Origin of the sequence: Amycolatopsis sp. cmx-11-32 (assembly GCF_047608695.1) — a bacterium.
Lineage (GTDB): Bacteria > Actinomycetota > Actinomycetes > Mycobacteriales > Pseudonocardiaceae > Amycolatopsis.
Genome location: NZ_JADNQN010000003.1, coordinates 750,078 through 776,057 on the forward strand (window position 1 = coordinate 750,078; position 25,980 = coordinate 776,057).

At 67.2% G+C, this 25,980-nt stretch carries 16 protein-coding genes; 8 read left to right on the forward strand and 8 right to left on the reverse strand.

The genetic code is table 11. The features are described from left to right. Positions 1-19: 19 nt before the first annotated feature. Complete coding sequence (locus tag ACM6LR_RS12370) at positions 20-4,084, reverse strand: DNA/RNA non-specific endonuclease (RefSeq protein ID WP_414943786.1); 4,065 nt, start codon at positions 4,082-4,084, stop codon at positions 20-22. A gap of 343 nt (positions 4,085-4,427) precedes the next feature. Next, complete coding sequence (locus tag ACM6LR_RS12375; RefSeq protein WP_414943787.1) at positions 4,428-5,390, reverse strand: hypothetical protein; 963 nt, start codon at positions 5,388-5,390, stop codon at positions 4,428-4,430. Between the two features lie 452 nt (positions 5,391-5,842). On the opposite strand from ACM6LR_RS12375, the gene ACM6LR_RS12380 reads away from it, so the two are divergent. Next, complete coding sequence (locus ACM6LR_RS12380) at positions 5,843-8,881, forward strand: RICIN domain-containing protein (protein ID WP_414942659.1); 3,039 nt, start codon at positions 5,843-5,845, stop codon at positions 8,879-8,881. Positions 8,882-8,970: 89 nt separating this feature from the next. On the opposite strand, the gene ACM6LR_RS12385 is transcribed toward ACM6LR_RS12380, so the two are convergent. After that, entirely contained in the window at positions 8,971-9,384 is a 414-nt protein-coding gene (locus tag ACM6LR_RS12385) for a DUF6924 domain-containing protein (protein WP_414942658.1), read from the reverse strand. A 279-nt stretch (positions 9,385-9,663) separates the two neighbouring features. Between ACM6LR_RS12385 and ACM6LR_RS12390 the strand changes: the two genes are divergently transcribed. After that, positions 9,664-9,912, forward strand: a complete 249-nt coding sequence (locus tag ACM6LR_RS12390; protein WP_414942657.1) for a hypothetical protein — start codon at positions 9,664-9,666, stop codon at positions 9,910-9,912. A gap of 5 nt (positions 9,913-9,917) precedes the next feature. On the opposite strand, the gene ACM6LR_RS12395 is transcribed toward ACM6LR_RS12390, so the two are convergent. Beyond that, a complete protein-coding gene (locus ACM6LR_RS12395; RefSeq protein WP_414942656.1) occupies positions 9,918-10,412 on the reverse strand; it encodes a hypothetical protein in 495 nt (164 codons plus the stop codon). Between the two features lie 182 nt (positions 10,413-10,594). On the opposite strand from ACM6LR_RS12395, the gene ACM6LR_RS12400 reads away from it, so the two are divergent. Continuing rightward, a complete protein-coding gene (locus ACM6LR_RS12400) occupies positions 10,595-13,462 on the forward strand; it encodes a BTAD domain-containing putative transcriptional regulator (protein ID WP_414942655.1) in 2,868 nt (955 codons plus the stop codon). Between the two features lie 674 nt (positions 13,463-14,136). Then, the gene (locus ACM6LR_RS12405) at positions 14,137-15,357 is read left to right on the forward strand and encodes an AfsR/SARP family transcriptional regulator (protein WP_414942654.1); all 1,221 of its coding nucleotides are present in this window, start codon (positions 14,137-14,139) and stop codon (positions 15,355-15,357) included. Between the two features lie 1,243 nt (positions 15,358-16,600). Here the strand turns inward: ACM6LR_RS12405 and ACM6LR_RS12410 are convergent. Next, positions 16,601-17,152, reverse strand: coding sequence for a hypothetical protein (locus tag ACM6LR_RS12410; protein ID WP_414942653.1), 552 nt, complete (start codon positions 17,150-17,152; stop codon positions 16,601-16,603). A 688-nt stretch (positions 17,153-17,840) separates the two neighbouring features. Here ACM6LR_RS12410 and ACM6LR_RS12415 point away from each other — a divergent pair. Further along, positions 17,841-18,077 (forward strand): hypothetical protein, encoded by a 237-nt coding sequence (locus ACM6LR_RS12415; RefSeq protein WP_414942652.1) that lies wholly within the window; start codon positions 17,841-17,843, stop codon positions 18,075-18,077. 15 nt (positions 18,078-18,092) lie between these two features. Here the strand turns inward: ACM6LR_RS12415 and istB are convergent, their stop codons facing one another. Then, on the reverse strand, positions 18,093-18,917 hold the full coding sequence (gene istB, locus ACM6LR_RS12420) for an IS21-like element helper ATPase IstB (RefSeq protein WP_414943788.1): 825 nt from the start codon (positions 18,915-18,917) through the stop codon (positions 18,093-18,095). Beyond that, on the reverse strand, positions 18,914-20,119 hold the full coding sequence (locus ACM6LR_RS12425; protein WP_414943789.1) for an IS21/IS408/IS1162 family transposase: 1,206 nt from the start codon (positions 20,117-20,119) through the stop codon (positions 18,914-18,916). Before ACM6LR_RS12425 ends, istB begins: the two co-directional genes overlap by 4 nt. Positions 20,120-20,458: 339 nt before the next feature. On the opposite strand from ACM6LR_RS12425, the gene ACM6LR_RS12430 reads away from it, so the two are divergent. Next, positions 20,459-21,382, forward strand: coding sequence for a hypothetical protein (locus ACM6LR_RS12430; RefSeq protein WP_414942650.1), 924 nt, complete (start codon positions 20,459-20,461; stop codon positions 21,380-21,382). A gap of 163 nt (positions 21,383-21,545) precedes the next feature. Then, positions 21,546-21,941, forward strand: a complete 396-nt coding sequence (locus tag ACM6LR_RS12435; protein ID WP_414943790.1) for a hypothetical protein — start codon at positions 21,546-21,548, stop codon at positions 21,939-21,941. A 410-nt stretch (positions 21,942-22,351) separates the two neighbouring features. On the opposite strand, the gene ACM6LR_RS12440 is transcribed toward ACM6LR_RS12435, so the two are convergent. Further along, a complete protein-coding gene (locus ACM6LR_RS12440) occupies positions 22,352-24,286 on the reverse strand; it encodes a hypothetical protein (RefSeq protein WP_414942648.1) in 1,935 nt (644 codons plus the stop codon). A 514-nt stretch (positions 24,287-24,800) separates the two neighbouring features. Between ACM6LR_RS12440 and ACM6LR_RS12445 the strand changes: the two genes are divergently transcribed. Beyond that, on the forward strand, positions 24,801-25,388 hold the full coding sequence (locus tag ACM6LR_RS12445; RefSeq protein WP_414943791.1) for a hypothetical protein: 588 nt from the start codon (positions 24,801-24,803) through the stop codon (positions 25,386-25,388). Positions 25,389-25,980 lie beyond the last annotated feature (592 nt).

Here is a 25,980-nt window from a genome sequence, read left to right on the forward strand (position 1 = left end):
CTTCACTCGTCAGTCTCGATCATTGACATACGGCACGCGGCGGGTTGGGAACATTCTCCAGGATCGCGAGACAACGGAATGTCCCCTTCATGCCCCATGCCTTGATGTACAACCTGCTCGGCACGGCATCGCCAGGATTTGCATAGTAAGCACTGACTCGATAATACACCGTTTCTCCGCCGCGTACGGCACGCGCAACCGGCTCTTCGATGTCATATAGCATTACGGGGTTGTTCGCCTTCTTGAACAGCGGGACGATGTTCTGCACGTTGTGCAGCCCACCGAACATCGACGCGATGAGATGCCCCTTGTGCATCGTTTCCGGGTCATGGCCGACAGGCGTGTCCGGCTCTCCATCCTCTCGCGGCATCGTGCGGATGATGCACGCGGTCCCGCCGGTCGCACGGCTCGCGGGAACATTGCCATAGGTGAAGTTCTGCATGCGGTCGTTGATCACCCAGCCCGCCGTCCCGTCGGGGCAAGTCCTGTTCTTGTCTTCTTCCCCGGGGCTCGGAAGGGGCAGGGGGCCAGGGAACGGGTAGGGATCGCGCCGCGGATCGTTCACCGGCGGCCGGTGGGGATCGCGTGGGGGTTTGGTCGCCACCTCACAAGCAGGCCCGGCGAGACTGTTCGCCGCGACGGTCCGGCACTTAATCAGGCGCTGGGCCAGCTCTTTCAGTTCCTTGGCCACCCGCCGCCCCGTGACCACGGCGTCCTTGAATGATCCGATGCCTTTGACAATGCGGACGACAGCGGATACCGCGTCGGGGATCTTGCTGAGGACTGAAGCGATCTTGAGGATGGGCAAGGCATTGATGACGGTCATGACGCAGGCGATGAAGTCGCCTTCGGTGAAGCACCGTTTGGCGTCGGTGAAGCCGACGATGTCGAGGATGATCTGTCCGCCCTCGGCGACGATGAAGTCGAGCAGCGGCTTGTTGGCCTCGGCGCGAGCGCGGTTGTAGTCGTCGACAGCGGCTTGCCCCTTCTCGGTTCGCAGCGCATCGGCTTCTGCCTGCGTCAACTCAGGGATCTCGCTGTCGTCTGTGATGGCCTGTTCGACTTCGGCTCGCTGCCGTGCCTCATGCTCCAGGCGCAATTTCTCCTGGAGCTCGGCCAGCTGCTTCTGGATGTCGGCCGAGACGGCTGCGACGTTATTGGCTCGGGATTCTGTGTCTTTGGCGTAGTCCTCGGCTCTGCTCGCCGCTTGATCGGCGTCGCGGGCGTGTTCCGCGGCCCGGTTTGCGGCTGTACGGGCGGCGTCGGCGTCACGCTGGGCTTGTTCTGCTGCTTGCTGGGCGGCAGCAGCGTCCTGTTCGGCCCGGGTGGCGGCGGCGCTGGCTTCGTTCGCCGCCCGGGTGGCACTGTCGGCGGCTTGGCGTGCGGCGCGGGCATCGGCTTCAGCCTGGTCAGCGAGGCGTCCGGCGAGCGCGGCATCTGCAGCCGCCTGGTTCGCTGCCGCGCGGGCCGCTTGGGCGTCGGCTTGGGCGCCGGCGTCGACGACCGCGGCGTCCGCCGCGGCCTTGCGAGCGGCGGCTCCGTGGATGGCGGCGTCGGCCGCTGACTGCTGTGCCGCCGCGGCGGAGCGGGCGGCGGCCGCGGCGGAACTGGCTGCCTGGGCTGCTGCCTGGTAGGCGGGAGCGACGTCGGCGGCGGCGTTGCGGGCGGCGTCGGCGGCCCGCTGGGCTTGGGCAGCGGCGTCCACGGCGGCGGCCTGGGCGGTCTTGACTTGGGTGTCCCCGACGTCTTTGGCGCGGTTGGCGACCATGATGATGAAGTCGGCGTCGATGTCCGCGCCGGTGAAGGGGCTGACGATCGCGATGGCCTGGTCCGCCGGGGCGGCGATTCCGGACGCCGACTGCACCGACGCGGTCGCGGCGCGGGCGGCGATCCCGGCCTGCATGGCCGCGGTCGCTGCCTCGACGCCGGCGGCGTTGGCCTCGTCCCGGGTGCGATGCGCCGCGTCCAGGGTGATCGCTGCTTCCACGGCTGCCTGCTGAGCGAGGTTGGCGGCGTTGCGCGCGTGCTCCGCGGCACGGGCCTCGGCAGCGGTGGCCTCTTCGGCGGAGGCCCGTGCGCGGAGAGCTTCGGCGTGGACCGCGGCGGCTTCTCGTTCGGCGCGGGACGCGGCTTCGTTCGCGCGTGCCGCGGCGGCCTGGGCCTCATTCGCGGCGGTGCGGGCGTTCTCGGCCGCGACCTCGGCTTCGCGTGCGGCGGCGCGGGCCTGCGCGGCGGCTGCTTGGGCGGCGTCGGCATGGGCGCGGGCTCGTCCGGCGGCGGCGTCGGCCTCGATCGCGGCACCACGGGCCCGGCCCGCCGCTGCTTGAGCGTCGTCCGCGTGGCCACGGGCGAGCTGCGCCGCATCCCTGGCCCGGTTGGCGTCCGCTCGCGCTGCACGGGCCGCGGCCCACGCCTGGTCCTTGTCCTGCTGGGCGACCTCGGTGGACTGCTGCATCCGCTGCGCCAGGCCTTCGAGAGCGATGGCTTTCTTGTCCGCGGTGTCCGCGGACTGGGCGATCGCCGCGGCCTCGTCCCGAACCTGGAACGCTTTCGCTTCCTCGTTGCGTGCGCTGGTGTTGGCTTCTTGGGCGATCTTCTCCTGAGCGCGGGCGTCGCGGGAGGCGTCGGCGGCGATTTGTTCCTGGGCTTGGGCGTCACCACGTTTCCCCGCGGCGACCCGTTGCTGGGCTTCGGCGTCCAGGCGTTTCTGGTGGGCGACGGCGGCTTCGCGTTGCGCGGCGTCGCGGTGCTGGGCGGCTTCGCGTTGTTTGGCTTCGGCTTCCTGCCGTTTCGCGGCGGCCTGCTGACGCCACTGCTCGGCTTCCTCCCGTTTCGCGGCGGCGACATCACGTTCGCGTTCGGCGTCCACCCGGGCTTGTTTGACGTTCGCGGCATGGACCCGGGCGTTGCTGAGCGCGGCTTCCGCGTCGACACGGGCGCGGCGGGCCAGCTCGGCGGCCTCGGCGGCGGCGGTGGCCTGATCGCGGGCGGCCTGGGCGAGCTGCGCGGCCGCGGCGGCGTGGGATTCGGCGTTGAGCCGCCACTGGCGGGCGTTCGCCTCACGGGCTTCAGCCTTCTCGGCGGCGTCGGTGGCGGCCGCGTCAGCGTGGATCGCGTCGATGGCGTGCGCGGCGGTCTGCGCGGCGCGTTTCGCCGCGACCGCCGCGGCGGCCATGCCTTGCACGACCTTCGCCCACTGCGCGCCGTGCGGCATCCCGTTCTGCAGCAGGATGTCGACCTGCACCCCCGCCCCAGCGGCGGCGTTCTGCGCGGCTTGGGCATCGGTCACGGCACGGGAGACCTCACGCGCGACGTCGTCCTTCGCGCGCTGATACAGCTCCGGGTGATAGGTGTGCCCGGCCTGATCAGAGGCCAGCAGACGGGCGGTCTCGCGGGAGATGTTCGCCGCGGAGGTCATGTCGTTCGCGGTACGTTCGAGAGCCCTGGCACCGTCGGCGTGCGCGGCGAGCAGGTTGGTCCGGGCGCGCATCGCGCGTGCGGTCCGCTGCGCCAGATCCGATGCTGCGGCGGCTTCCTTGCGTTTGCGTTCAAGCTCGGCCAAATGAAGTTCACGGGCGTCGGCGTCGCGCTGGGCCGCGGCGAGATACCCGGTCTTGAGGAACTCCGCGATCGCCGCGTCCCCAGCGGCGAGCGCCGCCTTCGCCGCCGCGGACACCTCGGGGGTGCCACGGTCGGCGGCGATCTGGACGTGCATACGCCGCCGGTTCTTCAGTTCCTTGTCATAGGCCCCCTCGCGGCGGTCCTGTTCCGCGGCGATGTCACGGCCGAACGCCAGGAAGTCCTCCCGGTCGTAGGCATTGCCTGCCAGCGCACGGGCGACGGCCGCGTTGAAAACCGGGCCGCCGGTCCCCGCAAGCGGCTCGATCAAGGCACGGTTATGGGCGTCAGCCTCGGCTTTACGTTTCTTCGCTGCCGCCTTCGCGGCCTGATGACCATGGTCGAAAAACGCCGGGATGGCGTTCTCGTCACCCGCTTCGGTCTTCCGCAGCGCGTCGCGCGCGGCGGCACGGACTTCTTCGTCCTCGTCGAACGCGGCGATGTCGGCCATCAGGTCCAGCTGCATCTGCCGCAAGATGGCGTCCCGCTCCGGATCATCCTCCGGAACGTCCGAGGGCGGTGGCGGTTCAGTGGTCGCGGCGGGGCTGGTCGGTGGCTGCCACTGGGCATGGGGGGCGCCTGGCGCGGAGAGGGCGGCGACAGAGCTGCCCGGTCCTGCTCCCCCGGCCACCAAGGCGGCGGCCAGGGCCACCACCACGGTTCGCCGGCACCACCGGCTGGCCAGGATCCCTTGTCTCGCGCGGCGCATCCGTCTCGGCATTCGCACAATCCACCCCCACCATCGAAGAAAGTCCGTCAGAACACCTGGTCACGGTCGGGTCGCGGCCAGGCGAAGCGCGTCCGCCGGGTCAGGGGCGGGTGGTCATCCGGTCGTAGCCGAGCTGAGCCTGGTCGCGGGCTCCTGCCCACAGCCCGGCCTCGTCGCCGGCGAACGTCGTTTCCGTCGTCCAGCCGCCGCGCTGTTTCTCCGCGCCCGTCGTGATCGCCGCCCAGACCGGGTCGGTCTCGGCGGCCGCGCGGTCTTTCACCGTCTGCCAGTAGCGGGCCTGCTCGAGGCAGAGTTGCCGCTCGGCCTCCCACGCCTGGCGTGCTTCCTCGGCCTTCTCCCGGGTGGTGGTCCAGGCGCGGGCTGCGACCGCACGGGCTTGCTCCGCCGCGGCCTCACCGGCGTTGCGGGCTTCGAGCTCGGCCGCTTCGGCATCGGCCACCAGCCGCGGGATCAGTGCGTGGTACCGGATCCCCGCGTCCTGGGTGCGGAGCCGGAAGATCTCCACGTCCAGGGCCGCCGCCGCCATCCACGCGGTGGCATAGAACTCCCGCACATCAGTGTCAGTGCTGCCCGGTCGCAGCGCGTGCTGCGCGGCCAACCGCACCTGTTCACCAGGATCGGACTCCGCCAGCAGCCGAACAAAGTCACGCTCGGTCTCGGCGATCACCTGCCGTTCCTGCTCGTCGGCTTCCCTGGCCGCGGTATCGAGTGCTTTGGCTTCGGCAAACCCGGTACGCACGAAACGGTCGCGGTCTGCGTCACTACCTTGGGAAGCTTTCTTCGCGGCGTCATGAACACGCGGTGAATACGCGGCAGTATAGGCGCCCAGCACGCGTTGCACGAAATCCCGGTTGCGGGCGGAATTCTGCTGCGCCCTTTCTCGCGCTTCCCGATATCCGGATAACGCGAACCGCTGCAGTGCGAATTCCCCTTCATCCGACCAGATAGCCTGCCATGCCGCGGCACGCACCAGCGTTTCCCCGTGATAGAGAGCGACCTGGCGCACCATCGGATACCACGGCGACTGCTCGATCCCCGCCACCCGCTCCCCCACCAAGGAGGCTGAGCTGGCGGATGCGTTACCGGCCAAGGAAATTGTAACGATTAGGCCGATTGCGAGCGCTCTGCAGACAGCGGAGATTTTCGACATGGTCTCACTCCCCCAAGTAGCCGCGTGATCACGCAGCCGACGAACTATGGCACATGATCGAGAACGACCCACACTGAAAGGTGACTCCGATCACAGTAATTTCCGGTACTTGATCACAGCTGAGTCTCGGTTGTCCAGACCTGTTGACCGCAATTCGCCAATGGCGCTAGTTCTCGTCAGGCTCGCCGTTTTCTCCGCCTTTCACAACGGCGGTTCTCGCTGAGCGGTAATACGCCATTTGATCCATCGCCATTCCGTCAAGAGGGGGAATAGTTGTGAGACTTTCCGGTAGATCGACGGCGGTATCCCGCCCGCCGCGACCGCACACAAGAAGAACGGCGGCGGTGTTCACCGCGGCCGTCATGGCGTTCAGCGCGCTCGCCGCCGCACCGGCCACCGCCACGCCGTCCCCCAGTCCCAGCCCGACCCCCAGCGCGCCTGTACCCGACTCCCCCACGCCTGCGCCAGTACAACTGCCGACCCCGGTTCCCCTGATCGTCGGCACGCCGCCGGAGCTTCCCGAGGAGCCGGCACCGGCTGCGCCGAAGGCCACGCTGGCGCAGTCTACCGATGCCGAAAAGGGCAAAGCCGCTGCCATTCTCGGCATCGTCGCCGGGCCAGAGCTGATGATTCTCACCGACCGCAACTTCACCGCCGCCATGTACTACGCGGCCGACGACCTGGACAAGCAGCACCCGCTCGAGCCCGAACACCGGAAGGTCAAGGACGCCGCCGTCGCCGCGCTCGGCGACAGCGACGACGCCTGCACCACGTTCATCAAGACCGGCATGGCCGCGGCCCATTCCCAGGACCAGGCGATCGTGGCCGACCGCCGCGCCCGCCAGGAAGAAGACCGCACCGCCAAAGCCAAGGCCGCCGGGCTGCTCGGCGTCCCGGCCGACAACACCGACCTGGCGAAATCGGTCTACGACTTCATCGTCCACCTCGACCTTAACGCCGACAACCACAAAGACACCGCGGTCAAAGACGCCGCCAGGACCGCGCTGCGCGGCACCGCCGACGCACAGTGGACCTTCCTCACCGTTGGGATCTACGACGAGCACCGCAAAGACACCGAACGGCTGATCCGCGAAGACGAAGCCAAATCCGAAGCCGAGAAGGCTGCCGCGCTCGCCCGCGAGGCCAAAGCCAACGCCGCCTGGCACGCCCTCGGCATCCGCGGCGACGAGGCCCTGATCAACCTCAGCGACCAGGACTTCGTCATCGAGATCTGGAGCCGCGCCCCGCGTGACACCGAGGTCCACGGCGCCGCCGAAGCCGCCGTCCGCAGCCGCAACCCCGCCGACTGGAAAGCCTTCATCGACCGCGGCGCCAAAGACGCCCACCTGCGCGACATCGACAACGAACTCCGCAAACGCGACGAGGAATACGTCCGCCAAATCACCGAAATCCGCACCCGCGCCGTCAAGACCAGGGTCCACCCGGCATTGGTCACCGCCGCCGACGCGGCGCTGGCCGGATCGCCGACCGACCGGGAACGGTTTCTGCGCACCGGCCAGGACGAGAACCTGACCCAGTCGCTGCGGACCCTCACCCGCCAGGCGGACGAGGGCTACCTCACCGACTCCGGCGGGCAGGCGACCCTCACGCTGTGGCAACCGGGCAATCACCCGGAGCAGTCCTGGAAGATCGAACCCGGGCTCGCCGACCCCGCCTGCTTCTCCCTCCAGTCGGTCACCCGCCCCAACAACTACCTCCGCTGGGACAAGGACAGGAGAGGAGGAGGCGGTCCCACAGAGGCGTACGTGACCGTCTCCCCCACAGACGGCACGCCCGCGTTCAGGGACGAGGCCACCTGGTGCGTCCAGGGCACCACCATCACGTTCAGGCCGAGGGGCAACCCGGGTCTCGCCCTGTATCCGGAAAACGCGCTCGGAGCGGCCTGGCAGATCGACACCCCGGCCCCGCCCACGCCGTTCGACGTGCGCTACAGCCGTGACGAGAAGGTCCGGGCCAACCTCGGCAAACCCATCGCAGACCCGGTCCTGGACGCCAACAACCTCGGCTACCGCGTCTACGAGAAAGGCCGCCTCTACCTCACCCGCTACACCAACACCCAGGTCCACCCCATCTACAACGGGCCCATCCTCGACAAGTTCCTCGCCCTCGGCGGCCCCGGCACCCTCGGCGGGATGCTCACCGACCAGACCACCACCCCTGACGGCAAAGGCCACATCCTCCAGATCACCAACGCCCAGGGAAGCTACTACCCCCTGTCCATCATCTGGAGCCCCGCCAGCGGCGCCCACGAAATCCACGGCGTCATCGGCGACACCTGGAGCAAATCCGGTGGCGTGACCGGGCTTTTGGGCTACCCCACCACCGACGAAACCGCCTTCGGCACCGCAGGCGGCCAATACAACCGGTTCACCGGCGGATCCATCTACTGGATGCCTGCCATCGGCGCCCGCACCATCACCGGCGACATCCACACCAAGTTCGCCGCCCTCGGCTACGAAAACGGCCCCTTGGGCTACCCCACCGGCCAGGAAACCAGCTTCGCCGTTGAAGGAGGCGTCTTCCAGAGGTTCTCCACCGGATCCATCTACCGCACCACCGTCCACGGGGTCCGCGCCGTCACCGGCGACATCCACAAGAAATACGCCGAACTCGGCTACGAAGCCGGATTCGTCACCTACCCCATCAGCGACGAAACACCCACCTCCGACGGCGTCGGCAAACACATCAAATTCAAAACCGGCGTCGCGATCTACTGGCACCCCACCACCGGCGCCCACCCCGTCTACGGCAACATCCGCAGCAAATGGGACGCCCTCGGCTCCGAAAAGTCCTACCTCGGCTACCCCACCACCGACGAACAAGCCCTCCCCAAGGGACGCCGCAGCAACTTCCAAAACGGGCGCATCGACTGGAGCAACGACGGCGGCGGCACCATCGACTACAAAACCGTCACCATGACACCCGGCTCCATCGAACTCAAAAACGCCAACGGCGGCCGGTGCATCCAGGTCGCCGGCGTCGGCCAAGACGCACTGCGAGACAGCGCCGCCACCGAACTCTGGGACTGCGTCGCCGGCGCCAAACAGATCTGGAAACTCACCCACCTCGGCAACAACAAATACACCCTCAAAAGCCAGAACTCCGGCAAATGCCTCGACCTGCCCACCAACTACAACAACGGAACATCAATCGTCCAGTACCCCTGCCACGGTGACCTCAACCAGCAATGGGAATTCACCACCGCCGCCAACAACACCCTCGCCCTGCGCAGCGTCTACTCCGCCAAAATCGTCGAAACCCTCGGTAACGGCACAACCAACGCGACCCTCGTAACCCAGGGAGCCGACCTCGGCAACCCCAACCAACGCTGGACCCCCATCCAGATCAGCACCACCCCATAACACCCCCGGGTGCTGGCTCCACGGCGGTGGAGCCAGCACCCGGATCGCTAAGCCGGCGAGACAGTCCACCGCCCTTGGCGGAAAGTACGTCAGAAGCCGCGGAAGATCTCGTCTTCGGATACTGAGTCTGTAAAGTCCGACCGGTCCATGTTTGCCAGGTTAAGGTTCTCCACACTCCACAGCTCGGCAGGCAGCACCCGGAACGGCCGATGATCGCGTTCGTCGCCGTCCGAAAGTGGGATAAGCCGGACGGCCAAGACGGGCTGCTCGACATTAGTGAGAGTTACCTCGTCTACCAGAAAGGAAACAGTCGGCCCAGCCGTCTGCTTCACCTTCAACGCCTCGGTGCTCAGGCCCTCGAACATCGGATCGTTCACCAGAGCGACATTCGCCAGAAACCCGTCTTCGCTGGGCGTCTGAATCGCCACGACGAGTGACTCCCACGCACTGTTATCACCGAACCACGTGCGGACAACGACCGAGGCTGCCGGCAGCACTGTCACTCGCAGACCATAACGCTAGCGAAGGTACTCTCCGACAGGGCCAGGCCACCAGCTGAGCGTGCGCTTTGTGCATTGAGCGAACGGCGCTATTGCCCATACGCGCACGCCAGCGCCCGGACAGCATCGGTATTCATTCCGACCAACCCATGGCCAGGACCAGCACCGATGAGGGCTGTGGTGGTCCACGGGGAACGAGCCACCGGGGGTCAGCAACCGCATCCGCGGCCTGCTCGCCGGCACCATCCCGCCCTACATGGACGCCGCAGGTATAAGGCGGCGTTGACCATATTCAGTTCGGTCGCGTCGGCGTCCTGCTCCGACAGCGTGAACGCGGCGCCGAGCCGGACTTTCCGCCTCACCGTCGTCCGGCGACTGGTCATCGCACACAACAATGCTCTCCTGCTGCTCGGTGAACGACCCGGCGCACAGCCCGGATTCGCGCACCGCCAGGTCCGCTTGCGCCAGACCACCTCGACCGGCTGGCCGAAGCAGGGGACATCGACCAAGCGGACCTCGCGGCGGCCGTGACCGGCCTAGCAGACCCGCTGCTGGCTGGTCGTGACGGCGGTGGCGGTGGCGTTGCCGAGGCGGGCGAAGTGGTAGGTGGACGCGACGTAGGTGCGCGGCGCGGCGCAGAGGTACTCGCCCGTCGTCGACTCCTTGTTCTGCCCCGGTCCGCTGTCGTACTTGCCATACGACACCGGCTCCCACCGGCCCAGGTCGGGCGACCACTGGTACAGGGTCGTCTGCGCCACGAGGTTGGTCATCGCCACCGGGCACTTCGACGTCCCGGTCCCGTAGACGCTGTCGTCGAGCCCGTAGATGATCGTGGCAGTGGTCTTGGCCTGGCACACGATCGTCGCGGCCGCGGACGCCCCGTCCGCGCTCGGGAAGTGCAGGGTGAAGGTCGTGGTCCCGCCGGTCGCGGGCGCGGCCCCCGCCTGCGTTCCACCCGCCACCAGCGCGGTCAGCGCCGCGGCCACCGCCAGCAGCAGGGCGGCGGGCCGCCTGGTCCTCGTTCCGGACATCTACGAACTCCTTCCATCGGGTCCGCGGACGGGTGCAGTGATTTGCCCCGCCGCACGGAGAAGTCTGGGCGCCCGGCGCCTTGGGCCTGCAGGACATTCTGCGAATCGCCTGTTCAGTGGTGCCGGACACCGGTCGGCGGGCATAGACAGGACTCCTCCACGGCACGGGAGGGGGCCGCGCGATGGCGGTGGAGCTGCGGGTGCTGGGCCATGTCGAGGTCTGGGCCGACGGGACACGGGTGGATCTCGGGCACGCCCGGCAGCGGTGCGTACTGGCGGTGCTGGTGGCCGAGGCCAACCAGGTGGTCGCCACCGATCAGGTGGTGGACCGGATCTGGGGCGAGCACCCGCCCCGACGGGCCCGCCAGTTGGTCAGCAACTACCTCTCCCTCCTGCGCCACCTGCTGGCCGACGCCGGCGTGGACGAGATGGTGATCCAGCGTCGCGGCGGGGGTTATGTCCTGCTGGTCGACCCCGAGTACGTGGACCTGCACCGGTTCCGCTGCTTGGTCGGCCAAGCCCGCGCCGAAACCGACCAGGCCCGCGCGCTGGAACTGCTGAACCACGCCTGCGGACTGTGGCGGGGCGAGGCGTTGGCCGGTCTGGACACGCCGTGGATCACCACGGTGCGCCAAGGGCTGGAGCGGGAGCGGTTCGCCGCCGACACCGACCGCTTCGACCTGGCGTTGCGGGCCGGGAGGCACGCCGCGCTGCTACCCGAACTGACCGCCCGCGCCACCGCGCACCCGCTGGACGAACATGTGGCCGCCCAGCTCATGCTCGCCCTCTACCGCGCCGGCCGCCAGGCCGACGCCTTGGACCACTACCAGCAGGTGCGTACCCGGCTGACCGACGAGCTGGGCACCGACCCCGGCCCGGACCTGCAACAGCTCCACCAGCGGATCCTCACCGCCGACCCCGGCCTGGCCGACCTCGGCGCAGGGGCGGCCAGGCCACCGGTGGTGCCCCGTCAACTGCCCGCCGCGCCCGGGGTGTTCACCGGCCGTGTCCCCGAACTGGCCGAGCTGGACCGCGCCCTGACCACCGTCGCGCCAGCGCTCGCCGTCCCGGACGGCGAGGTCTGCGGCATCCAGCCGGGCGCGGTGCCCGGGAACTCCCCAGCGGCAGGGACGGTGGTGATCTCGGCGATCGGTGGGGCGGGCGGGATCGGCAAGACGTGGCTGGCGTTGGCCTGGGCGCACCGCAACCTGCACCGGTTTCCCGACGGGCAACTGTTCGTCGACCTGCGCGGCTTCAGTCCCACCGGGCCGTCGGCCGAGCCGGCCGACGCGGTGCGCGGGTTCCTCACCGCCCTCGGCGAAGACCCGGACACACTGCCGCCAGACCTGGACGCACTGGCCGCGCAATACCGTGACTTGGTGGCCGGGCGACGGATCCTGGTCGTGCTGGACAACGCCGCCACCGCCGAGCAGGTCGTGCCGCTACTGCCGGGCAGCCCGACCTGCACCGTGCTGGTCACCAGCCGCGCCAGGTTGGCTTCCCTGATCGACCGATACAGCGCCCGTCATCTGCCCTTGGACGTCCTCACCCGGGCCGAGGCCCGTGTCCTGCTGGCCGCGCGACTGGGCGACCAGCGCGTCGATACCGAACCCGCGGTGACCGACGAGCTGATCGAACTGTGCGGACGCCACCCGCTAGCACTGGCGATCATCGCCCGGCACGCCGCCACCCGGCCCGCGATCCCGCTGGCGGAGTTCGCCGCCGAGCTGCGCGAGCTGGGCCTGGAAATGCTGGACCACCACACCGATCCCACCGCCAGCCTGCCCGCGGTGCTGTCCTGGTCCCTGCACCACCTCACCAAACAGCAACGCACGGTGTTCGCGCTGCTCGGGATCGCCCCCGGCCCGGACATCGACCTGCCCGCCGCCACGTCCCTCACCGCCCTGCCCGAGACGCGGACGCGCAAAGCCCTGCGAGTACTGGAGGATTACTCCCTGCTCGACCGGCACCCGCACGGGCGCTACTCGATGCACGACCTGGTCCGCGCCTATGCCACCACCGCCGCCCGCGACCACCTCCCAAAGCCCGTGCGGCAGGCGGCACTGGAACGCGTGGTCGATTGCTACCTGCACACCGCCTACACCGGTGAACGTCTCCTGGACCCCTATCGCCCGCCGATCCAGCTCGCCCCACCCGGCCTCGGCGTCCACCCCCAGCCGCTGGCCGATCAACCGGCCGCGTGGGCGTGGCTGGACACCCACCACCCGCACCTGCTCGCCGCCCAGCACACCGCGGCCGCTCACCGCCGCCATCGCACCGTGTGGCGGATCGCCTGGGCCCTGAATACCTTCCACCGCCGGCGGGGCCGCCATCACGACGACCTGGCCGTGTGGGAGGTCGCCACCGATGCCGCAGACCAACTACCCGACCCCACCGCTCGCATCCTCGCTCACCGGCTCCTCGGCCACGCACATGCCGAGCTGGACCATCACGAGCAGGCCATTCTCCACCTGCACGAAGCCCTCGGGCTGGCCGAACTGCACCACGAGCCCACCCAGCAGGCCCACACCCACCACGCCCTCGGGTGGGCGTGGGAGCAGCGGGGGGACGACCGGAGGGCGCTGGAGCACGCCCGCCACGCCCTGGGCCTCTTCCGGGTCGTCGACTCACCGGTGTGGGAAGCCGTCGCGCTCAATGCGGTGGGCTCGTCCGCTGCCCGCCTCGGCAAGTACGACACCGCCCGCGAATACTGCGAGGCCGCCCTTGCGTTGCACCGACGCTACGAGGACCTCGACGGCGAGGCGGACGCCCTGGACAGCCTGGGCTTCATCGACCATCACACCGGGCACCACCAACGAGCTATCGACCACTACCAGCAAGCCCTCACCCTGTACCGCGCCGTCGGTAACACCACCGAAGCCGCCGACACCCTCGACAACGTCGGCCACCCGCAAGCCGCCCTGGGTCGACACCACCATGCTCGCAGCGCTTGGCGGGAAGCCCTCGAGCTATACCGCGAGCAAGGCCGCGATATCGACGCAGATCGGGTACAACGACAACTCGACAATCTGACCCCGGCGCCGGACTAGATCTGGACACCGGGCATGACCGAAACCGGGCGAGGCGCCGGACAAGCGGACTGATCGCGCCGACGCCCCACGGTCAACCGACCGTATGGACACACCGCCTTCCGACTCCGACTCACCCGATCGATTCTCAGGATGCGGTCGTTTCCCGCCAACACTCACTCCCTCCGGGAGACCGTGCGGTCGCTGCGGATCAACGCCCGCGGTCGCTTGTGAACGAAAGAAAGCAGTCGTCATCCCGCACCCCGCGGCGATCGATCAGGTGCTCGTTGGGCTGATGCCGTAGACCAGGTCGTCGTATGCGACTGGCCACGCACAACAGGTCGGCCCAGGCTGCTGCCACACCTCTACGACCAGCTTGTCCCGGCATCGACCATCCAGCGGCACCCATCCGCGCGTATCCCCTTCTCGCTTGGACAACTCCGCCCACAACCGCGACCGGGCCGTGTCGTACCTGGTTCCGCCGTGCCGCCGATCCCAGCGACGTATCCAGATCAGCCAACCCCAGGCACCAGCCGACACACATACTCGGCACACGAGACGCGTGCCACACCGGCCGATAGCCGGGCCGCCGGCTAATGGCGGTGGTCGCTGAACAGCCGATTCGCAAAACGCCGTGTGAACGGACGAAACCGGGCGCCCACGCTGTCCACAGACCCGTTAGATGGAGGTGGTGGTTGCGCATCCAGATTCTCGGTCCGATCCGGGCGTGGCGTGACGGCCAGGAACTCGACCTCGGTCCGGCAGGCAGACGCGCGGTGCTCGGTCTGCTCGTCCTGTTCGGTGGCCGGGCGGTGCCGCGGGCGGACATGGTCGACGCGCTGTGGAACGAGCGGCCGCCGCCGAGCGCGGCCAACGTTATCCAGACCCACATCAAGCACCTGCGGCGGCTGTTCGAACCTGGACGGGACCGCTACGCGCGTAGCACCAACATCCCCACCGTCGGTGACGGTTACGCGTTGCGGATGCCGGACTGCCAGGTCGACGTAGAGCGGTTTCGCGCCCTGGTGTCGGCTGCTAGGGCGACAAGTGCGGACGAGGAAGCCGCCGGACTTCTTGGCGAGGCGCTCGGGCTCTGGCAGGGGCGGCCGTTCGCCGACTATCCTGAGCTCACCGTCCACGCCAAGGTCGTCGCGCTGCTCGCCGAGCGGCGGAACGCGCTGTTGGCGTATGCCGATGTCATGATCGGGACCGGCAGGGCGGTGGACCTGCTGCCGCTGCTCGTCGAGAGTGCGGCCGGCCACTCGTTGGACGAGGCGGTGCAGGCTCGTCTCGTTGGGGCGTACGCGGCTGTTGGTCGACGGGCTGACGCGTTCGCCGTGTACGAGAACGCCCGGCGGGCGCTTCGGGACGAACTGGCGGTCGGGCCGGGAGCTGAACTGGCCGACGTGCACGCGGCGTTGCTCAGGGAGCCGCCGACCAGCCGCAGACCCCGCCGCGCTGGCCCCGCGCCGGCTCAGCTTCCCGCGAACGCACCCGGTTTTGCCGTTGGTACCACGGAACTGGCCGCCCTCGACGGGTTGCTCGCCGAGCGTGACCCTGTCGCGACGGCCGTCATCGCTGTGTGCGGCACAGCCGGGGTCGGCAAGACCGCTCTCGCCGTCCACTTTTGTATGGACGCGTCCGTCACGCTGACTCCAGCCGAGGCTACGGCTGTGCGCCGTGCGATCTCCGAGTACCTGCGAGAGTTGACGAATTCCCGCTATGGATTGGAGATCTCGATCAAGATGGAGGATCGGGATCGGCGCGGCGAGCCGCTCGAGGAATTCAAAGTAGATCTTGCGGAACTCAAAAGCGATGAGCGGGCGCTCCGTGGTCTGTTGTCACGGCTGGATGATACGGCGAATTCCGAGCGCAGCTCCTGCTGGTGCGGGGCTAAAGGTGATCGAGTGGGGTGACGTTGTCCTCGGTCTTGGTGTTGCGCTCGGACTGATTCTCATCATTGCCTGATGGGGCTACTTCGAGTATCGGGATGTTGACAGCCTCAGTTGTGGCCTGGCCTGGCGGGGTGCGGCATGGACGGCATCCCTGCTCAGCTTATAGGAGCGGCCAAGCTGCTTCCATGCTCGTTCGCGCTGCGGTTGCGGGCCTGCACTGCGGCAGCCGGTCGCCTGCCTCGCCTCGCTCTGCCCTTGTTACGTTAACGCCGCATACGCGGCCGTCAAACGATAAGGCCAACGCCTGCGAAACGCCCACACCACCACCGACATCGACGGCGGACGACTTATCCGATGCGCGGGCGACGACGGCGGACAACCCGTCAACGACTGACACGAATAATCAACCGCCAAGCCGATCTTGACGAAGACCGCCAGTTTCTCTGCCGAAGTCCCCTAAAGTGCCTGCCCAGGGCGGGTGATGCGGCGCAGCCTGTCCCCACCCCAGTTGCGGTGTCTGCAGGCGTGCACGAGCTCACCCGCGCGAGTACATCGCGACCACCCGCACCCGGCGGGGACAGGCGACCCCGATGCTCGACATGGACCGGCCCGGCCAATTGCTCACGACCGGGGTCACGATTTTGCTGGACGCGACCGAACTCGCACGCGCTGCGGCGACGGGCACGCAGACCGACCGGGACCGGCTGCGCCGCCTGGCGCCGAGGCGGCCGCTGCAGCGAACGACGAGCCGCAGGTCGTCTGGCCGAGGACTGGAGCAGGCTAACCAAACCAGGTCACCTGTCAACTCACCATGCCCTCCACAAAGGACTCCGCGACCGCGTGCAGGGAGGCACATCAAGGCTGGAAGCCGCCGCCTACTGACCCGCCAAGAGGCTCCGGCGCTGACCACACCACCGCCTCGGCCGACCGCACGATCTGCCTGTCGCGGCCAGGCCCCTCACCGTCGAGGTGGGGCCCTCCCGAACAGCGGGAGGGCCCCACCTCGAAGGCCGATCCTTGCCACCACCCGCGGGAAGGCGACCGGACTCGGGTCGGACGAGACCACGGACCTCGAACCGAGCTTGCGGCACGTCGTTCCTGGTCAATTCATCCAGGACCCACGCGGCACGTCTGGCCTCCACGGGATCGCTGGACCCCGCCCCGCGTTCCAGCACGTCGGTCCACGTAGCCACCACGTTCTTGATTCTCCCGGTCTGGTCGCCGCGGAGTTCACCCGCGACCGCGGGTCCTGTGCGTCACTGGTTTAGCAGTTCACGCCGATCGGGGGCGTCTCGGTCTTCAACGAGACCGAGGGTGGCGAGTACCCTGGCGGCGCGTAGAAGGTGTGCCGCCCAACGGCCTTCCAGTACGCGAGACGACCCTGGCAGATATCGTAGGCGGTTGATGTCAGGGGGCCCGCGACGTTGAAGTTGACGGCGAGCGAGCCGATACCGGTCTGGGTGTAGCCGTAGCCCTCCAGGTACCGCCACAGTTCGGCTTGTGCGCGAATCTGGGTGATCGGCGCGGTGCAGGAGCTGCGCGACTTGCCTGTGACAGCGCTCGGGGTACCGATAGAGTTGTGCGGGTAGGCCGTTTCTGCGGTGCAGGTGATCACGTTCATGGTGCCCAAGCCGTTGGCCTTGGTGAAGACGATCGGGTCGTTGCCGGACCTGATCAGGCTGGCGTAGGGCAGCGCGGCGCGTGCCTGGGCGGCGGATACCACGGCAGCGGGCGCCGAGGTGTCTGCGGTCGCAGGCGGGGCCATCGTGAGCGCGGCGACAGCGGCCGTTGTCAGCGCTGTCGCCAGTGTTGCCACCAGTCGCCGGTGTCGAACCCTCATGTGGAATACCTCCGATGGGTTGGATGTGAGCAGAACACACAGTCGTCTGGCGAACTGGACGCAGGTTGAACCGCGACTGGAATCCGGACTGGTCGTCATCGGGGCCTGACCGTTGCCGATCACCGGTGAGATCTCCGCGGCAAGCAGACGCGCGGTGCTCGGTCTCCTCGTCTTGTCCGGTGGCTGGCACCGTCGCCCACCGGAGTGCGGCTCAGTACCCGCCGATCCGGCGGTGAGAGTTCGACAAGAATTGTCCGCACTCACGCGAAATCCCACTCGCCCTTCACCGCGTCAGGCGTCGTGGCCCGGTACTTTATATCGGCACGAGCCGTGTCCAGCTTGCTGATGTTGCAATTCGACTCGCTGTCTCTTTTGCGGGACAGTGGGTGCATTCTGGGGCCTGGTGTCTCGTTGGCGGCAGGTCAAGTATGGCGGCGACCGGCCAGGCAGGTGGAACCGCCGCAACCGATGACGATGATCGTCTCCATGCGAAGGATGCGTGCCAACACGGGGGAGTTCCGCTTAGCGCCGTCACGAGTACGAGTTCACCCCGAAACGCGACATCGACCTGACGTCGGTCAGCCCCGAGGGCGGGCTGCGGTTCGACAGCGCGTTCTACCTGCGGGACAAGCAGGGCAGCATCTTCGACCGCGCCGTGCCGGGCATGTCCTACTCCAAGAGCGACCAGGCGGTGGCCGGGCACGCCGTCCACGTCGAGGAGGCCCGCGCCAATCCCGATGCGACCGTGCCACCGAAGCAGGGCAAACGGCTCCTCGACGGGTCGGCGGCTCCTGGGGACACGCTGCACCGGCTGGCCAGCGGCCGTAGTGACGCCTCGAGAACCCGCGCCGCTTGTCAACGCTTCTTCAAATTTGACCCCCAGCGGGTCTCCGAAATTTGACCCCTTGGGGTTGGGTCAGTCCTGGCTGAGGGCGTTTTGCTGGTCTTTGGTCAGCAGGTTGCGGCGTTGGCGGGTCCGGTAGGAGTCGCCGGTGAGGGTGAGGACTTCGGCGTGGTGGACGAGCCGGTCGATCATGGCCGCGGCGACGACGTCGTCGGAGAAGGTCTCTCCCCAGCGTCCGAAGGGCAGGTTCGAGGTGACCATGATCGAGCCCTGTTCGTAGCGGGAGGCGACGAGCTGGAAGAACAGGTTCGCCGCGTCCTGGTCGAACGGGATGTAGCCGACCTCGTCGATGATGATCAGCTTGTAGCGGCGGATCTTCTTCAACTCCGCCTCCAGCCTGTTGGCCTGGTGTGCGGCGGCGAGGCGGGCGATCCAGTTGCTGGCGGTGTCGAACAGCACCGAATGGCCGGCCTGGGTCGCTTTGACCCCCAGTGCGATCGCGAGGTGTGTCTTGCCGAGGTCAGGCGGGCCGAGCAGGATCACGTTCTCCGCCTTCGCGACGAACGTGCTCGTTGCCAAGTGCGCCAACAGATCCCGGCGTAGTGAAGGTAAGTGGTCGAGGTTGAAGTCCTCCAACGTCTTGACCGCTGGGAAGTGCGCGGTGCGGATCCGCATCACTGTGCCCTTGGACTCACGATCGGCGACCTGGCGTTGCGGCAGCGCGGCCAGATACTCCTCGTGCGACCAGTTCTCGTCGCGTGCCTGCTCGGCCAGTTGTTCCCAGAACGTGCCGATCGTCGGGGTTTTCAGGACACGAGTCAGATAGGCAATCATCGATGGCAGACCATCTTTCGGCGACGTCGCGGAAGTCGCAGGTTTCGTCTTGGTGGCGCTCACGTGTTGCTCGCTTTCGTTGCAGGGGCGGTGAAATCGACGCCGAACAGCGCGTCATAGTCAGGCAGGGCCCGCAGTGCGACGACGTGTCCGTCGGCGTGCTGGCGGTCTGCTTCGGTGCGTTGTTTCCTTTCTGCGGCAAAGGCTTTACGCAGGTTCGCCGCGATGGCCTGGTGGGCGGGATCGGTGACCACGCCGTGCTTGGCCCACGACCGTTCGTGTTGTGCGACAACGTCGCCGTTGCAGAACACCGTCACCTCTCGCGCGGAGGCGGTGACGTCGACGAACTTGCCGATCACCCGCGGGTCGACCGAATAGTCGACGGTGTCGGCACGGACGTAGTAGTCTCGTCCCAGCCGGATCCGGTTATTCAGCCCGATCGGCGGTGCCACCGGTGGCAACGGAAGCATCGCGAGGTAGCCGGTCTCCAGCAGATCCACCGGCCGCCCCTGGAGGGAGCGGACCGTGCGGGCGTTGGCGCGGCCCAGCCAGTCGCCGAGCTGGGTGTTGAAGTCGGCCGGCGAGGTGAAGATCCGGCCAGGCAGAAACGACGTTTCCAGGAACTGATTGTTGCGCTCCACCATGCCTTTGAACTCCGCATCCCGCGGTGGCGCCAGCGGGATCTTCGTCGCCAGCGTTCCGGCGAACGCCGCCGCCGGGGCGCTGACCCGCCCGATCCCGTTGATCAGCTCCCACATGCCCGACAAGATGTCCCCGGCCTGGCGCGACGGGATCATCGTGGCGGACAGGAACCGCGAGAACCCCAGCGTCATCACCAGCACCGGCAGTATCCGATCCTGGCCCGCTGCGACCGGGATTCTCGGTTCCGGGAACCACAGGTCGCATTGGGTGATCTGCCCCGGTTCGTAGACCACCCGGTCGACCGGGTCGATGCCGACATACTCCGGCCGGATCGCTGCCAGCCGTTTCTCCAACGGCGACATCGAGTGCGGCCAGCCGATCTTCTGCGCGGTGACCGGAGCGGGCATCTTCGGCCACTCCACCAGCAACGCCCGGATCTGCGGCTCGAACGCATCCGCCACCGAACCCCGAGCGGCTCGCTGGTACTTCGGCGGCCGATCCGAACTCAACGCCGCCCGCACGGTGTTGCGGGCCACGCCCAGCCGCCTGGCGATCCCCTTGATGGGCACACCCTCCGCACGATGCAGACGGCGGATCTCAGCCCAGTCCTCCACGTTCAGCACCCTCCTAGCATCGGAGGGGGTCAATTTTCAGAGGTCGCCTGGGGGTCAGTCTTCACGAACCGCCGACACAGCCCGCGGCAGGGCGGTGGCATTCTCCTGGCGGTGTGACTGATCGCCTCCGCGCGCAGGGTTCCGGGTAGTCGGTGAGAAGCGCAACTCCGGGTACTGGTTCGGTCTTCTTCCCCCAGTTCAGCGGCAGGCGCGGCTATGGGATGGACGCCTCGATCCGCATGGCACGGTGAGATCACGATCCTCGTCCTCTGCTAGGGAGTCGTTAACGAACTACCTGGTTAGAAGCGACTGATTCTGGTGGGCAGCACGGACGAGGGAGACACCACCATGAGCGAGGGCACTGTCAGTGACGTCGGCCAGGCCGTTACCGGGCTGGTCATCCGAGCAGACCCACGGGCTCAAGTCGAAGCAGCAGGCAAGGACCTGCAGGCATTCGAGGACCTCATGCTCACCATGATCGAGCAGTGGGGCCTGCCCACCGAGGACATCATCATCAACGTCCGGGAGCGGGAAAAGCTGCTCCGGAACACGCCCGACGCTCTCGAAGGACTCGACGACACCCAGCGAGCGCGTGCCTCCTACGTCGCGAAGATGATCCTTGCCGCGTCAGTGGGGCTGTTCGACGCCGCGTTGAACTACCTCTGGAACGAGACAATCAACGAGCTGCGCGCCCGGGTCGCCTCGTTCGACGTCGCCTACTTCTTCGAGATCGCCGAACCCGACTCTACCCGCCGCAACGACCTGCGCACCGCGGACGACCTGGCCAAGATCGACGACGCCAAGCTGATGGCAGCGGCCAACCGCATCAAGCTGATCAGCGACATCGGCTACAAGCAGCTGGACCACATCCGCTATATGCGCAATAACGCCAGCGCCGCGCACCCCAATCAGGTCGCGCTCACCGGCCTGAAGCTCGCCGAATGGTTGGAAACCTGCATCCGCGAGGTCATCACCCTTCCCAAGGACCCACGTCGCCGCCGCGATCAGCCAGCTTCTGAGCAACGTCAGGAAACAGCGCCTCACGAAGACCGAGCTGACCAATGCCGCGGCGTTCTTCGACAACCTCCCGCCAGACCAAGCCGACAACCTCGCCGCTGGTCTGTTCGGCATCTTCAACCCGCCCGACGCGACCCCGGACACTCAGGACAATGTCCGCAACCTCTGGCCGGAACTTTGGCCTTACGTCGGCGAAGACCAGCGCAACGAATGCGGGCTCAAGCTCGCGAGGTTCCGCGCCAACGGCGACGCTGACCGGGCCCAACGCGCCCGGGACCTACTCGACCTCGTCGGAGGGACCGCCTACCTGCCCGAGTCCGATCGAGAGGCCGAGCTCGCCCAGGCCGTCGAGGAGCTCACCAATGCCCATGAAGGCTGGAACAACTCCTACGAGGAGACACCCGTCGCGCAACGCCTGTTGAACCTCGTCGGCAAACACGGTCAGGTCCCAGCGCGCGTCAACTCGACCTATGTTCGCCAACTTGTCTACGTCTTCCTCACCAACGGCCACGGCACTGCCTTGAGCGCCGATCCCATCTACAGGGAGCTGATCGGCAAGTTCGATCCAAGCCAGGCCGAGATCGCGCTTCGCCTCTTCGCCGAAAGCAAGATCGCCAGCCGGCTTCAGCACGATCTGCCGCGCACCAAGTGGGCTGAACTCATCGACCTCATCGCGCCGAAGCTCACCGGCCGCAGTGATCTGAGGCTTCTTGATGCCGTCCGCGGCTTCACCGGCACCCCTGACCAGCTCAAACTTGACAGTGGCATCAAGCAACAGCTCAACCTTGGCGGTCCACGCGCGAAGGCACACTAGCCACGGTTAGCCTGGCCAATCCGGCGGACTGCCGTACTTGGGCGGCTCCACCGCCGCCTCGTCACACGTCGGCGGCGCCGCATCTACCGGGGTCGGTGCGATCGACCGCAGCATCGTCGGTGGAACTGCCGGCGCGTCCGACGTCCACGACCTCTCCGGCGCCCGCGACCGAACCAGCGGGTGTTGACCTCCATCGCGCACCGGAGGAACGGTGCTGCCCTCTGAGCGTGAAGTTGATCTTCTTGACTGCGTCAAGTCGTCGAAAGTACGGGTCGAGCTCAATGAACTCGTCCGCTGCGTCGTGCAGGCGAGCTGATCGCGTGCGACCACGACACGCCCTCCGCCCCCGAGGCCGCGGGGCTGCAAGGACTCGATCGTCGGCGGGAAGTCGCCGGTCGCCGGAACCGCTGCTACTCGCCGGGGTCGTCCTGGAATGGCAACGACCCGTCACCTTCGGGGATGCCGTGTGGCGAGTCCAGGTCCTTGATGAATCCGTCGCCGTAGTCAAGCTTGTGCGTCCTGCTTACGCCTTTAACCTTTGGTCGGTCGTTGTCGATGATGATCAGCTGGAAGGGGCGTTCATAGCGGCCGTCCCCGATAGTGCCGCGAATCTGCAGGGCGTCGAGAAACTTCTGGTACACCCGGCGCGCCAGTTCCCGGTCGGCGGTGTTGGTCCCGAGGTTCTTCTGCGGCGAGTCGATGATCAGCAGGCCCGGAAGGCTCGACTTGTCCATCTCCAGGGTGTAACTGAGCAGAGTCAGGCTGTAGGCGACCGAGACAGCCACCCGAGCACCTCCGCCGCGCCCTTCGAAGGGCTGTTCGTCCACCAACGGCAACAGGGTGTCCGCGTCGATGCGTGCCCGGCCAGTGGCGTTGGGCAACCCGATGTCAGCGATGGTGCTCCGGAAGATGTCGGTCAATGTCTCGGCGACATATTCGCGATGTTCGCGGTCGGACTCAGCGACGCGCAGCTCCTCGTGGCGCTGTCGCTGTTGCGCCTTCAGCTCGTCGATCGCGCGTCGTTCCTCCTCTAGGCGGCGCAGCGCTGCGTCGACCTGCCGCAGATCGGTCAGGCGTTGCCGCAGCGCGGCCAGTTCGGCAGTGGCGGCCGCGATGGCGTCCACGTGCGGGGCGACCGCGTGTTCAGTCTGTGCGTGGTGGGCGGCCAGTTGCGTGGCAAGGTCGGCGCGGGCGGCCTCGACTGCCTTCTGCGTCAGCTCGTCGGTCTCGCGCAGTTTGGTCAGGTTCTGCTCGATCATCTGGCGCTGCTTCTGCAACGCGATTCGGGTCGCAAGGTTCTGCTGGCCACGCAACGGCCGGCAGCAGAGGTTGCAGTGTCCAGGTGGTGGCACGTACTCCAGCAGGTTCGCCTCGCACTCGGGGCACGTCCTCTCCGAGATCAGCTCAAGGGTGACCCGGTCGGCGGGGTCGGCGGCCTCCAGCTGTCCTAGCACGTGCATCGACTTGTCGACCTCTTCCAGGTCAGCCTCGGCCTCGCCGAGATCACGACGCGCGAGCAGCAGTTTCTGCTCGGCCACGTTGACTGCGTCGTAGGCGGCACGACGGCGTTTGTGCCACTGTTCAGCACTGTCCAGGGCAGCGTTGGCGGACTTGCGCAGCACGGCCAAGCGGGCCGCAGATGCCGTTTCGTCCGCGGACAGATCGGTCAGAGCCGCGCGCACCGCCGGCGGGTCGGTCGCCTGGGAGGACGCCAGGAACTCCGCGATGCCGGAACACTTGCGGTGCCGCTGATTGATTTCGCGGTCGATCCTTTCCAGCTCGGCCCGGCGCCTGGCCAACTCGGTGTCGGTGATACCGGTCATGATCTGCAGCGCGTCCAGGCGAAGCCGGTCGGAGGAGGACGGCAGCACAATGTGCCGGTCGATGTCGAACTGGCTGCGGTGCAGGTAGGGCCACACTGCAGAATGGAACGTCGGCTTGGAGCCGAGCACGGCGAACTCCTCAGCCATGCCGAGCTCCTCGAACAGCCAGTCCGACATCGTCGTTTCCCCGCTGCGCTGCTTTACTGGAAAACGCCCCACCAGGTCGCCGACCTCGTCGGTCACCTCCACCCGCGAGCTGGACGAACGCAGCCGCCGCAGCGTGTAGGTGCGGTTGCCCAGCCTGATGGTGAGCACGACCTCCAGGAGATGCAGGTCCACAGCGCCACGGAAATGTACGTTCTCAAGGCCCATCGCGAAGCCAATCGCGTCGGGGATCGAGCTCTTGCCGGTGTCCGCCGGGCCATAGATGACTACGACCTGGGCGTCCAGGTCGTACTCGTGGGCCTGCCACCCGCGTGTAGTCCTGATCTTGAGATTCAGGACACGCAGCACCCGCGCCATGGGTGCTCCTTCCTCCGCGGCCATAGCCGCAGGCGTTCGACGACGCAGCCGTGGGCCGCTGTCTCGAAAACCCTGCACGAGAAGCGGAGCGGTGCAGGTTCACCGCGCCGCCGCACTACCCATTCGGCCGTACAAGACCCCTCGAACGGCCGCACTGCACAATCACGTGATTCCAACTTGCGTGAAGTTATAGCGGATAGAGGGAGAGTCGCGCCAGTCGGGCCCCGATCGACACGCTGCGCGGTGCGCGATGGAAACGCCGAGGCTCGTTGGCCCCTGTCATCATTGTTTCGCAACATCCTTGGACTCGCTGATGCGTATGTCGCACTCGACTGACACAAAGGACTTGACCGGGCCTATTGCGTTACAGGCGACACGCGAGCCCTAACCCAAACTCGAAAGTTGGATTCCAAGTGTGTAGAGTTTGCCAACGAGTAGATCGTGCACGAACGCGACGGAGGTGGTGTGCGTGGTCGGGACGCAACACGCTGACGACGGGTCACCCCCGCCGAACGTGGACGTTTTGGTCGAGGGCATCCGGAAGTTCCTGGGCTTGACGCAGACGTTGCGTCAAGCAGGAGCAGTCGTGCAGCTTCCGCCGCAGCTGGTGCAAGTATGTCGTGAGGTTCTGCATGAGGTCGAGAGCTCGCCCGCGAGCAGTCCGCGTCCCCCGTCCAGCGTCAACTCGCAAATGTCGGTCGCGGACAAGGCGCTACAGGAGTTACCTCTGAGGCGCCTGCTGCTGCAGGTGATCGCTCCAGGGGAGACCTTCACTGTGACGGAGGTGGTCAACCGCCTCGCAAAGCTGGGCGTGACTGCCGACTCGGCCAAGGTCAGCAATGCCCTTGGCTACCAGGTAGACCGTGGGCAACTGGTCCGCGAACACAGGGGCCTCTACACCTACCCGGTGGAAACCCTCTCGGCCAACGCCACCGGCACCACCGTGCCTGGCTACGCGCCATCGCCGGACGCGGTCGGCGGATCCACTCACGACGATCGTCGCCAGTCGGGCAACGATCACGGCCGCCGCACCGTGGCGGTGCGGGGACAGGAGGACCGCCGTGGCAAAAGCACGGCGCAGGAGCGGAAGAAAGCCGTGTAGATCAGGAATCTACCGGCCCCTACTACGACGAAGGAGCCCCGCTTCGCCGGGCTGCCACCCGGCGGGGACTCCTCGTCACGTCCAGTGCCCTCAAGCACGTAAGACTCGATCTCACGGTACCAGTAGCGCCTTGCAGCGTCTATCGCTGCTGGCCCGCTGGTGCGCTGCGATCGTCGGGTTCTGGTGGAGTTTGCCACCCGAGGTACACCTCTGGGTGGCTAACCGAATTCAGGAATTGATCAGCTAGAGCTGCTGGTGGGGTGGCGCACGACCGGCCACCTCACCACTTAACGACAGTATGATCCATACCAGATGGATGTCGAGAAAATGGGACACGGAGACGTGCAGATGGTGTCCCGCTCGTCGTGGCCGCGAGCCACACGATCAGGGCACGAACCCCTCTAGCCACGGCGAGCGCGAGGACAAAACGGCATGCCGTGTTAACGAGCCCCTTCCTCGCCAGATCCCTCTTGGTCAGACTGGTGTGAGACACCCCGTGTGAGTGGGGGTTCCTGACCGAGGGCGGGATTGGAGATCCTTATGCATGTGTCCACACCTTCTGACAAGCAGTCCCGGCGTTCCTTCGGCGAGC